The 12628-nt window shown below is 31.1% G+C and carries 8 protein-coding genes and 6 pseudogenes; 4 read left to right on the forward strand and 10 right to left on the reverse strand.

The window, feature by feature from the left end; genetic code table 11:
* Positions 1 to 22: 22 nt before the first annotated feature.
* Together DYE57_RS10940 and DYE57_RS10945 are read right to left on the reverse strand one after the other, a co-directional pair.
* Positions 23 to 487: a GNAT family N-acetyltransferase gene (locus DYE57_RS10940; RefSeq protein WP_115314019.1), complete on the reverse strand. Its 465-nt coding sequence runs from the start codon at positions 485 to 487 to the stop codon at positions 23 to 25.
* 13 nt (positions 488 to 500) lie between these two features.
* A complete protein-coding gene (locus DYE57_RS10945; RefSeq protein ID WP_115314020.1) occupies positions 501 to 890 on the reverse strand; it encodes an NUDIX hydrolase in 390 nt (129 codons plus the stop codon).
* A 186-nt stretch (positions 891 to 1076) separates the two neighbouring features.
* On the opposite strand from DYE57_RS10945, the pseudogene DYE57_RS10950 reads away from it, so the two are divergent.
* Positions 1077 to 1356: pseudogene (locus DYE57_RS10950) on the forward strand (hypothetical protein).
* Between the two features lie 105 nt (positions 1357 to 1461).
* A pseudogene (locus DYE57_RS12755) lies at positions 1462 to 2942 on the forward strand (glycosyltransferase).
* A gap of 157 nt (positions 2943 to 3099) precedes the next feature.
* On the opposite strand, the gene DYE57_RS10960 reads toward DYE57_RS12755, so the two are convergent.
* From DYE57_RS10960 to DYE57_RS10985, 6 genes and pseudogenes are all read right to left on the reverse strand, one after another.
* A complete protein-coding gene (locus DYE57_RS10960; protein WP_115314021.1) occupies positions 3100 to 3897 on the reverse strand; it encodes a LysM peptidoglycan-binding domain-containing protein in 798 nt (265 codons plus the stop codon).
* Between the two features lie 389 nt (positions 3898 to 4286).
* Positions 4287 to 5140: pseudogene (gene gmpC / locus DYE57_RS10965) on the reverse strand (dipeptide ABC transporter glycylmethionine-binding lipoprotein).
* Positions 5141 to 5183: 43 nt separating this feature from the next.
* Positions 5184 to 5840, reverse strand: a complete 657-nt coding sequence (locus tag DYE57_RS10970) for a methionine ABC transporter permease (RefSeq protein ID WP_115314022.1) — start codon at positions 5838 to 5840, stop codon at positions 5184 to 5186.
* A gap of 2 nt (positions 5841 to 5842) precedes the next feature.
* Positions 5843 to 6866, reverse strand: a pseudogene (locus DYE57_RS10975) (methionine ABC transporter ATP-binding protein).
* Between the two features lie 245 nt (positions 6867 to 7111).
* Positions 7112 to 8238: pseudogene (locus DYE57_RS10980) on the reverse strand (trans-sulfuration enzyme family protein).
* Positions 8231 to 9144, reverse strand: a pseudogene (locus DYE57_RS10985) (PLP-dependent cysteine synthase family protein). The pseudogenes DYE57_RS10980 and DYE57_RS10985 overlap by 8 nt, the downstream one beginning before the upstream one ends.
* Positions 9145 to 9476: 332 nt before the next feature.
* Here DYE57_RS10985 and DYE57_RS10990 point away from each other — a divergent pair.
* Together DYE57_RS10990 and DYE57_RS12525 are read left to right on the forward strand one after the other, a co-directional pair.
* Entirely contained in the window at positions 9477 to 10016 is a 540-nt protein-coding gene (locus DYE57_RS10990) for a pentapeptide repeat-containing protein (protein WP_115314023.1), read from the forward strand.
* Positions 10017 to 10127: 111 nt separating this feature from the next.
* On the forward strand, positions 10128 to 10355 hold the full coding sequence (locus DYE57_RS12525; protein ID WP_232619753.1) for a hypothetical protein: 228 nt from the start codon (positions 10128 to 10130) through the stop codon (positions 10353 to 10355).
* A gap of 542 nt (positions 10356 to 10897) precedes the next feature.
* Here the strand turns inward: DYE57_RS12525 and DYE57_RS11000 are convergent.
* Positions 10898 to 12226, reverse strand: a complete 1329-nt coding sequence (locus tag DYE57_RS11000) for a sodium-dependent transporter (RefSeq protein WP_115314024.1) — start codon at positions 12224 to 12226, stop codon at positions 10898 to 10900.
* Positions 12227 to 12372: 146 nt separating this feature from the next.
* The gene (locus tag DYE57_RS11005) at positions 12373 to 12615 is read right to left on the reverse strand and encodes a hypothetical protein (protein ID WP_115314025.1); all 243 of its coding nucleotides are present in this window, start codon (positions 12613 to 12615) and stop codon (positions 12373 to 12375) included.
* Positions 12616 to 12628 lie beyond the last annotated feature (13 nt).

A 12628-nucleotide genomic window follows, 5' to 3' on the forward strand; every position in this document is an offset into this window, starting at 1 on the left:
AATAGTGATGGGATATTTGACTTTATAAATAATATTTCATGATATGAACAGGTCTGCCGACTAATAAACTATCATATGTATGAATATAACCAGCTTGACAATACAAATGAATCGCCTTTAAATTATCAGTATTAACTGCAAGCGTGATTTCATTTACCTCTGGAAAGTTCTTTTTAACGTATTTAGGTAATATTTGAATAGTTTTCTTACCAATTCCACGGCCTCTATATCGACAATCAACACTAAAAGATCTAAAGAAAACTGCATTGCGATTATTCGCATAGTCTTTAGGCCCATTACCTTCGTGTAAAGTAAAAAAAGCTACACACGAACCATTTTCCATGACTAAGATAGGATGACGTTCTTTATCATGTTGTGCAGATATAATGTTATCTATCGGTGTCTTTGTAAATATTGAATCATTAGGAGAAATCTGTATAGCTTCTACGAATGGATATAAATGAGGTTCATACGCTTTTAAAAACATGCCTTTACTTTTGTTACTCCTCTTTCAAAAAATTATCTATCCAAGTTATCACTGCAGGTGCTATATAAGTAGTATCTTCAATATCAAACCATTGTATATCTGTAATTTCATTATCTGTATGAATTTGAGACCAGTCAATAAACCTAGTCGTTCTATAACCGTTAAGTTCAGTTAATGTATCATGTTGTGGATATGCTTCACCTACGACTGTTCCTATAAATTCCAGTTCATGCGTAGTTAAATCCAATTGTAATTCTTCTTTAAGTTCTCTTTGTAAAGCTACGACATAGCTTTCACTTTCATCAATTTTACCGCCTGGGAAATAATATTTATTTCTATGACGAACTTGAACTAGTAACAACTTATTATCCTTTTCTTCAACCAAACATACACATTTAATCATTGCTAATCCTTCCCTATCTCTTTCTTAAACACTTCAAAAAACTTTTTATATTTAGTATTATGTTACCATAAATTAAATTATGCAGTGGTTTAACTCAATTGTAACTAATTTTGAAAATCAAAATTTAGCCACGCATTAAACTTATATAATTTTAATTATGTACGTTAACTACTGGAGGGGATTTTTATGGCAAAACAATCTAGCGCTTCACACTTAACTAATTTATTTAACGTTGCAGGATTTATTTTGGATGGATATAACGGTATTCGACACGATGCTAAAAATAAGCAATTGGTCTATTTGTCACTAGGTTTAAGTGCAGTTGGTACTGCTATTGATTTTTACGTTTCAATTAAATCGCCGTCTAAATTACGTAAATTAAGTGATTTAGGCTCGGTTTGCAATTAACGGGTTACGCTTGTTTACAAGTTTTAGAAAAGTCAAAAATGAATACGATTATCATTAATAAAGTTGAATTTTACATTGGTCTTATTGTATAAGACCAATTTTTTAAAAAATCTTTATCATGTGTAATTAACAATTTTTAAAATAATCACACATTATAATTGCAATGATTTATACAATTACATCAACACTTCCACTATCACATGGTGGAAGAACTCAAGCTCTACTTAGGCGTATAAAACTTATTGATGAAGAATTTGGAATAGCGAGTAAAATTCTCACTACAAACTACAATGGTAATCACCCCAGTATTTACAAACATTTTTTAAAAGAAAATAAAGTGACTGAAAATATGTACGAATGGTTATCCGGTTTCAAACTTTTTAAAACTCCTAAAACATTTATTACAAGAAATCCAAAATACGTTAAAATTCAAAGAAATATCAAAGATTTCACGCATAAAGAAGAAAGAAATGGTAGTATTATCGTTACTATAGCGGAGAAAACTATGTACGATTTCGAAAATACTATGGCACATCCGATGTTCTTAAACATGAGGTCTTTATTTCTACCACTACAGGATTAAAATATGAACGTCACGAATATAATTTATACGGGCAACTTCATAGAAAAATCTATTATTTTGATAATTCTAAGCTTAAATATAGCGATAAACTATTCGATACAATAGGTACAATGTATTGCAAACGATACTTTCAAAACAACGATAAAAACAAGATAAATCGAATTGAATTATATAAAAACACAAAAATATATAAGACCTTTGAAAATGATAAAGCATTAGCACAATTTTATTTCCAAGCCAAGTTCAAAGATAATGATGTTGTATTTTGTGATGCTAGATTTCTAGATCGTCCTCTTTTGAAACAAACACATCAAACCAAAAATATATTTGTATTTCACAGTTCCCATTTATCAAGTAACACATTAAAAAATCTTATAAATTCACTTTAGAACATTCTAAAGGCGTATATAAATTATATAGTTCTAACTGAACAGCAAGAACGTGATATTCAAAGAGTTTATCCTATAGAAGACCAGCGTTTCAAATTAATTCCTCATTTTATAGAAATTGCTGACGATATTCATACAGAAACACATAAGAAAAAAGACCGTTTTATTTATATAGGACGTTTTAGTGCTGAAAAACAAATTGATCATTTAATTAAAGCATATCGACAATTCTTGCAAAGTGGTCATCAAACATAATTACACTTGTTCGGAAGAGATGAAGATCAACAATTGACACTAATCAAATCACTGATTTCAAAACTTCATGATAAAGTTAAAATTTTAGATTATACTAAAAATCCACTTACAGAATTTAAAACTTCTAAAGCTTCTCTATTAACAAGTAAATATGAAGGTTTCGGCTTAACAATTATAGAAAGTATTGAAATGGGATGTCCTGCACTGTCATACAACATTCCCTATAGTCCCAGTGAAATTATTAAAAATGGAGAAAATGGTTACTTAATAGAAGAAAATAATATAGATAGCTTATCTTAACATATGATTGATATTGTAGAAAACCCAATTAAAGAAGTAAAAAATCAGGATAAATTAAAATACTCAGCAGCTGTAAACAACTATAAGCAATTACTTGAAGAATTAAAATTAATATAAATTATTTCCATCAAAAACACTATTATCAAAGTAAAAAAATTTCCTCTTCAGATATCAAAATAGCCCATTAATGAATTGATAACAAAGCATTAATGGGCTTATATTCTAAATCATTCTAGAAATAAAATATTTCTTTTATAACATAAATGTTAGTCATTTAGTGAATATATTTATAATTATAAACTTGGTACGCCGGGATTGTTCTATAAGTAACATATCCTGGAGCTGCACTCCAGTTCATTTCTGAAACTAAAATACTACCGTTACTGTTGATACGCTCAACAAATGCAACGTGACCATAGTAACCAGCGTCAGTTTGTGCTATCGAACCTACAGTTGGTCTGTAGTCAATTGTGTAACCATCTGCTACTGATGCATTATCCCAATTATTCGCATTCCACCAGTAAGTACTGATACCTTTACCTATTTCAGAACGTCTATTAAATACGTGCCAAGTACATTGTCCCCAAGTATATAAGTTTTGATGGCAAAATACTGGTGTGTAATAACCACCATTTGAACTAGAATTACTAGCTGATGAACTACCAGAACCACCTTTACCTGGAACTTTTAGTTTTTGGCCAGGATAAATAAAGAAATTATCAAGTCCATTTAACTGCATAATTTTTTGATATGTTGTTCCATACTTCGCAGCTATAGCTGATAATGAATCTCCAGCTTTAACAGTATAAACGGAGCCACCTTTAGATGATGTCGCCTTTGAAGATTTAGATGACGACCCCGATACTTTAAGAACTTGATTAGGGAAAATTAAGTTCGAAGTCAATCCATTCAGTGACTTTAATTTAGTAATAGAAATTCCATATTTGTGAGAAATTGACCAAACTGATTCTCCACTTTTCACTGTATGTGTTGTAGCAGCTTGTGCATGAGTTGATGCTAATGCGCTAATTGCAGTTGTTCCAATAAGAGCAGTTATGTATTTTTTTTGCACTTGAAATCCTCCTCTACTTTACTTTTTTATTCCCCGAATATTTATAACTCATTAATATTATACTACTTAATTATGAACACGATGTGTGTGTTTGATGACATTCTGATTACAAAAATTATCATTTATAAATAATAGGATTACACTCAAATATATTTACGACTATACAAATTCATCATTATTACAATATCTTTTTTATTACAAATTCTTAAAATATCGTTCAACTTACCTTGATTACACTTCAAATACAATTATCTCTCTATTTAAAAAGTCTTCATAATTAAAAACTATCTACACCTATGATTGGTATCTACTCTGTTCAAACTACAAAAAAATCTCATAATATGAAAAATTGAATTCTACATGTTATGAGACGCCATTGCAAAATGATTTTATTTTTCGGCTAATTCGGCTAAATCTTTTTCAATTTCTTTAATCTCTTTTTCAGATAAATTTATAGCTTTCTCTACGTCTTTAGTATCTTCTTTTAATGCTTTTTGAACTTCTTTTGAATGATAAAGTTCTATAATTTTTTTGTATGTTTTATTATCTTTGTCTTTAGAATTGACAGCCCCAATATTAATATATGGTTTTACTGCATCTGAACTTGCTTCTTCCAAATAAATTGGATCCTTTTTAGCATCTTTTCCTGCTTTGGTAGCAACACCGTTATTGATAACTATATATCCACATCAGAAAGTGCACGCGCTGTTTGTTGTGCATCGACAGCTTTAATTTTTAAATCTTTAGGATTACTTTCAATATCTTTTGTTGTTCCGTTTAATCCAAAGTTCTTCTTAAGCTTAATTAAACCTGCAGATTCTAATAACTTAAGTGCTCGAGCTTGGTTAGATACATCATTCGGAATAGCAACTTGTGCTCCTTTTTTAACATCTTTAATGTCCTTAACTTTATCTGAATAAATACCTAAAGGGGCTAATACAGTAGTGCTAAGTGCTTCAATATTGGCACCTTTATGAGCTTTTTTATATTGATCTAAAAAAGCAAAGTGTTGGAAGGCATTTAAATCGATATCACCGTCACTAAGCGCTTTGTTTGGAACATTGTAATCTGAAAAGTGCTTGATTTCTAAATCAATATCATCTTTTTTAGCTAATTCTTTAACTTTTTCCCAAGCCTTGGTGTCGTTGGATGCAACACCTATGGTTACCTTTTTACCATTATTACCACCACACGCTGCTAAAACTAAAATTGCAACGATTAAAAAACTTAAAATCTTTTTCATAAATGAGTTCCCTCTAAACAATTATAAAACACTTACTAGCATTTTAATTTCTACGGATGACTCTAGCGATAAAATTACCTAACGTTTGTATAATTTGAACAATAATAATAAGTACAATGACTGTAATCACAATGACTATTGTATCGAACCGTTGATAACCATAAACTAAAGTCAAATCGCCTATACCACCACCAACAGCACCCGCCATTGCTGTACTACCTATGAGACCAATAATAGCTGTAGTTATAGCTAGAATTAATGAACCTAGTGCTTCCGGTAATAAAAAATAACGCATAATTTGAAGAGGTGATGCACCCATTGCTTTAGCTGCCTCAATAATCCCGTCATCAACTTCCAGTAAAGAGTTTTCTACTAAACGTGCGATATAAGGTGCTACATAAACCGTGAGTGGTACAATGGCTGCTGTTGTGCCGATAGATGTGCCTACCAGCAATTTAGTAAAAGGCACTATGTCTATTAATAAAATAATGAACGGAATTGATCTTAAAATATTAATGATAGGATTTAATACTTGATGCAATATTGTATTCGGCCATATACCACTTTTTCTAGTTACCACTAATAAGATGCCAAGAGGTATTCCAATTAAAGCACCGATAACAAGTGATACTGTCACCATATACAATGTTTCATATAGAGCCTGTAATAATTGAGAAGAATCTAAACTTGAACCAAACATATTTATGTAACCTCCTCATACCGAATATGTCGTTCTGAAAGGTAATCTGTAAGTTTAAAATCATTAAAAGACTCATCATGCTCAAATCTCAACCACAAATAACAAACTGTTTCATCTTGAATTTCTGGCATAGAAGAAATAATATGTTGACGTTAAGATGATGCTTGTTGATAAGCTCATTCAATATTGGTAATTGAATTTGTTCGGAGTCTAAAAACAGTTTATAATTTGTGAAGTTTGAATCCTTTCTCGAGTTAAAAGATGCACATAACTCTTTTGAAGGCTCAGTGTTAATCACCGTCGACACAAAATTTTTTGCAGTGGATGTTTGTGGATGACTAAAGACATCTTTAACTGTCCCCATTTCTATCACTTCACCATTTTCCATAACAGCTACACGATGACAGATTTTTTGAATTACACTCATTTCATGCGTAATCATCATAATCGTCACACCAAATGTTCAATTCACATTGCTTAATAAATTTAAAATTGAGCTTGTAGTAGCTAGATCCAGTGCACTTGTCGCTTCATCACACAATCATATTTTAGGATGCGTCACTAATGCTCTTGCGATGGCCACACGTTGTTTTTGTCCACCTGATAATTCATCTGGAAATTGATCTTTTTTATCAGCAAGCCCTACAAATTCTAGCATTTCGTCAACTTTTTCCTTAATTTCTTTCTTATTTGTCTTACTTAAAATAAGCGGTATCGCAACATTTTTATAGACTGATTTAGAATTAAGCAAATTGAAATGTTGAAAAATCATACCGATATCTTTTTTAATATGACGCAAATCTTTCTCTTTATATGTATCAATCTCATGACCATCAACAATAACTTGACCATCAGATACTTTCTCAAGTTGACTGCCTAACCGAACTAATGTACTTTTACCAGCACCACTATAGCCAATCACACCAAAAATATCATGTTGGTCAATCTTAAATGATACATTTTTTAAAGCTTGAATAGTTTCTCTTTTTTGTGAAAAACTTTATTAACATTTTTAAATTCAATCACCTAATCTCTCCCTCCAATTTCCGATTACAATTATCTGAATATTTGAATTATATTGAATTGACGTCGCACCGTCAACACGCTTTTTGATTTTTCTAAAATTAATTAATATTCCGAAAAATTATATTCTACAAATAGTTACTTATCTCAAAAATTCTGTTAAATACACAATTCCAAAGTAAATATAAAACAAGAGATTAAGACGCAAAACGTTTTATTTCATCATCTTAATCTCTAACGAAATGATATTACTTCAAGGTATTTAGGGCTTGTTCTAAATCATTCACTAAGTCTTCTGTGTCTTCAATACCAATAGATAAACGAATGAGACCATCCGTAATACCTTCCTTGGCTCTTACATCTGATGGGATAGACGCATGCGTCATGAGTGCCGGTACAGATATTAGACTTTCTACTGCCCCTAAACTCTCTGCCAGAGAAAGTATTTTGTTGCGTGAATCACTTGTTTAGCCGCTTCTGTATCTTTAACTTCAAAAGAGACTACCCCTGTATGCTCAATTGCTTGATTTTGATGGATAGTATGATTCATATGTTCCTTAATACTAGGATGGAATACTTGTTTAACTTTAGGCTGCTTTTGTAACATTTGGACGATACCTTCAACGTTTCAGTTTATTTGCTCCATTCTAAGACCTAGCGTTTTAATACCTCTGATTAATAAATAGCTGTCTTGAGGTCCAAGTACGCCACCTGTTGAATTTGAAATAAATGCAAGCTGTGCTCCTAAATCATCAATAGCAGTTGCCACTAATCCGGCAACAGCATCACTATGCCCTCCCAATAAATTTCGTGGCCGAATGTAATACGATATCGATACCAAAATCTAGAGGATTTTGATAGTAAGGTGTCATAAATGTATTATCCACAACTGAAATCAAACCGTGTTTGTGAGCAAGTTCAGCAGACGTCTTTATATCAGTTACGCGCAATAATGGATTTGAAGGTGTCTCAATATATAACATTTTAGTTTCAAGTCTAATATACTTTTCAATATGTGTCGTATCAACAAAGTCCACATCGATGCCAAAACGTGTAAATGCTTTAGTTAATGCACGATATGTACCCCCATACACGTCAGAGTTAAGAATTAAATGGTCTCCTTCATCTAAAAGCATAATTACTGCACTGATTGCCGCCATGCCTGAACCAAACGCAAAACCATGTTCTAAGTTAGCAATCACACTTTCTAATGAAGCACGCTTTGGATTTGCTGTACGAGAATACTCATATCTTTGTCTCAAGTCTCCAATATCATCTTGTAAATATGTACTTGTTTGATATATAGGTGTAGTCACTGCTCCAGTAAAGTCATCAGTCATAAGACCCCCATGAATCATTTCGTTTTTTTATTCATAATCATTACTCTCCTTATAATTAAATATTTGTTTAGACATGTAGCGATCACTGCCATCTGGGAATATGGTTACAATCACACCTTGCTGAACTTGTTTTTTCAACTCTAGAGCACCTTGCAATGCAGCCCCTGAAGAACTTCCTACTAAAAACCCTTCTTTATTTGCGAGAAGTTTGACGTTATTAAAAGCGTCTTGATCTTTCATTGTAAAAATTCCATCTACTAATTTTTTATTTAAAAATGAAGGCCATTTCTCAGAACCAATGCCCTCCGTATCATGAGCATGACTTGGTCCACCATTCAAGACTGAACCTTCTGGCTCTACAATATAATTCTTAACTTGATAATCTTTCAAATGTTGTGCCACACCGGTAAAAGTTCCTCCAGATCCTACCCCTGCAACAAAATAATCTATGTGGTTAAGTTTCTCTGTTAATGATTGAGCAAGTGTATGTGTGTAAGCATTAGGATTATCTTCTGAGCCAAACTGATTCATATATAACGCATTGTACTTTTTTGCGTATGTTTTGGCTTCTCCTTGCGCACCTATCATTCCCTCTGATTTCTGGGTACGTCTTACATCCGCTCCCAACGCTTTCATTGAGAAATTTTTTCCTCAGCAAAACCTTTAGGTGCAAATATGACACACTTCACTTTATAGCGGTTTGCAGCAATTGCTAGTCCAATACCAGTACCAGTATTTCCGGCTGATGCCTCAACAATTGTACCTCCTTTTTTGAGGCGCCCGTCTTTAATAGCTTTTTCAATTAAATATTTTCCCAAACGATCTTTAACGCTACCTCCGGGATTAAATTGTTCGAGTTTGGCGTATATTTGAACTCGTTCATCACTAAAACTCTCTAATAACACGAGAGGTGTTTGCCCTATTAAATCAAATACAATCATTTTTATTTCGTTCAGCCAACATTCCCAGTATTATCTGAACTCAACCCACTTTCTATCTTTGTCAGTTATATAAATACTACTTAACCGATATGAATTGTAACTTAAAGAACTTCTCTTTGCAATTTTACGATGTTCAATTCATTTAACATTAGCTTGTCATATACTATTTTCAGTTAAATAATTTTTGCAATTTCAAAATAACTAAACTTGTATGAGAATAAATGTTTAACATGTTATCATAAATGTGAATATTACTAATTGTATATATTTGTATTATGTTATTAATAATAATCAAGCAATACGACATTATATACTAAAGGAGATTATTTATTATGGCGAAACAAGACTTATCCTTATCAGTTTTCACTAAAGAAAATTATAAGAATCTCCGTTATACATCTTCCAATTTTAAAAGTTCTATGTATGACGAATTAGAAGTGAATAAAAGTCGTTTTAAAAACTGTAATTTTAACGAAGGCATTTTTAAAAATATTAAAGCGATTTGCAACAGTAAATTTACAACTTGTGGGTTTAACAACTGTATTTTTGAAAATGTAAACTTTTATAAAAATCAGTTTAAAGATTCTACTTTTGTTAATACATCCTTTAACCAATCAGTTCTTAATAATCTCGTATTTCAAGATATTTTATTCGATAGTAATCTTATTCGTGATATTAAATTGAAAGATATAGTATTTAAAAATATAAATTTTAAAAATGTTGATATTGAAACTTCTTCATTTGAAAACATAAAATTCAAAAATTGTGAATTTAATAATGTGACAATTAAAAATTCTACAATGTCTCAAAAATTAATGAATGAACTACAAAAGCATAATGTCATACTTGAAAATATACAAAATACTTTTTAACAACGAAAATTCTTATAGCGGGCTAAACTTAGTAAATCTTAGATACAATTTGATCCATATGGGATAGTATTGATAAAAACCGAAACGTTTAAATATCATGGGGGCTTTCATATGATTGAAAGTGACCGTTATTCAAAATTTGATAAAAGTAATATTAAGAGAGAGGATTTAGTATCTTTTAAAGAGATTGAAGAAATCATTAATAAGATCAAAACCAATGATAGACAATCTCAAGACGGCAAAGCCATACAATATAAAGTTGAAACTCATTTAAAAGACTGGAAAAATTACTTAAAAGACGAATATAGACCCGATAATCAACCTGAAAAAAACGTTTAGATCAGAGTCTTAAATGATTTGGAAGCTGCTTTTAATTATAAAGACGGGACCAAAGTGACAAGTTTATTGGAGCCAGCTTATCAACGTAGTAAAAAAAGATTTGCCATATGGAAGAGCGCTAATTATTTATAGTTAAGATAATATCGTTCAACGTGCTCAAACGTTTTATGATAAAACTGCAGAAAATGAGAAGTTAGCAAACTTTATTTTAGATAAAAATATCGAATTAAGTGAAGAAATAATGTTAAATGATTTTATTAAACTACTGAAACTTCATAAAGCATATTTGGAAACACTATTTTAGTAAAAAAATCAAACTTAAAGGATTTATTTACGCAAAAAACCTGAGACATCAATCAATGTCTCAAGCATTTCTATGTATTGGTAGTTGATGACTAAATTGAAAATGCGCTTATATTAAGCTTTTTTCAACTATAGTTCGGAACTCAACTTATCGGGATAGGACAACGAATTCAATTCAAATTCTGTCTCACACCCACGCACACTACTTAAGCAAAGCATCTTATTATATTTTGCTTTTTTTATATTAATTGCACTATAAAGACTAAAACAATAATGATTGGCATCACAAACTTAATTAAGTAATACCATGGTAAAAATAATTTGAATTTGTCTTTACCAAAGTTCTCTTTCAACAACGTTTTATCTAACAATTGGCCAACTACCAATGTCGTACCTAAAGCTCCCAATGGCATAAGTATATTAGATACAATGAAATCCATGTTATCAAAAATTGTACCTGCGCCAAATATTACTTCACGTAGACTACTAAAAGATAAAGTAGATGGAATGCTAATAATAAATACAAATATACTTCCTATAACTGCCACTTTTTTTCGTTTACTATTATCATTCTTAGAAAAGTTTGACACATTTAACTCTAATAAAGAGATAGAAGACGTTAATGCAGCAAATAAGAATAACAATAAAAATATAAAATAAAAGATAGCACCAAAATGCATTTGATTAAACACTAAAGGAAGCACTTTAAATAATAGTCCCGGTCCTTCTTGGGGGTGGTACCCAAATGTTTTTAGAGCAGGGAATATGGCTAAGCCTGCTAAAATAGAAATTAAAATGTTCATCACTACAATTGAAAATGCTGATGATTTAATTGTCATTTCTTTTGGAGCATAACTTGCGTACGTAATCATACCAGTTGTCCCTAGTGATAAAGTGAAGAATGATTGTCCTAAAGCAAATAATACGCCTTCTACAGATATATCATCTACTCTTGGTTGCAGTATATAACGAATACCGTCTACCGCACCGTCTAAAGTTAAAGATTTAGCTACTATAATAATCAAAAAGACAAATAATAAAGGCATCATAATTTTAGAAGCTTTTTCTAAACCTTTTTCCACACCAAGCATCACAATAATCATTGTTAAAAATATAAAAACACCTTGTCCTATTACTGTTAGCCAAGGATTACTAATAATTTCTTCGAATTTGATATCTATTAAAGATACTGATTTTAACGAAAGTGCCTGTATAATCACATTGCCTATATAAATGATAATCCAGCCACCGATGACACTATAGAAACCAAACAATATAAATACTGCTAAGTTACCATTCCAACCGATGATATTAAGCCACTTTTTTTCAGTTAATTTTTTATATATTTGAGTCGTATACGTATGTCCCATCTTACCAACAGTAAATTCCATAATAAGTAGTGGAAGGCCTACAAAGATGGTGAAAATTAAAAACATGAATAAAAATGCACCACCGCCATATATCCCAGCCATATATGGAAATTTCCACATTGCCCCTAATCCAATAGCAGAACCTGCGCTAGCTAGGATAAAACCAGTAGATGTCTTCCAATGTGAATGGTTACTCAAAATACCAACTCCCTTTAAAGCGCTAAAGTGTTTGAATACTCAAATTTCACTTTATCATGAGTTTATTTTATGTGCAATGTACCTATAGATTGTCAGAATAATTAGATTTAAACTAATTTTAAGATTCAATTCATTTTTGTTTGAGTTTAATCAAAATCATAAACTATATTTTGACCTTCACTTACTTCTTCTATGTCTAAACTTTCAATATGATCAACATTAATATAATGAATAACATCCTTTTTAATAAATAAGTATGGTAGTTCATCGAATTCATCTATTATTCGACTTACACAAGTATCGTACTCAGGACCATTTTCAAATGTTTTAAATTCAGTATATGTTTGACCAGAAACAGTTGTATAAGTTACTAAAAAAGTTCGTTTCATATCATTAAACTCC

The organism is Staphylococcus saccharolyticus (assembly GCF_900458815.1).
Taxonomy (GTDB): Bacteria; Bacillota; Bacilli; order Staphylococcales; family Staphylococcaceae; genus Staphylococcus; species Staphylococcus saccharolyticus.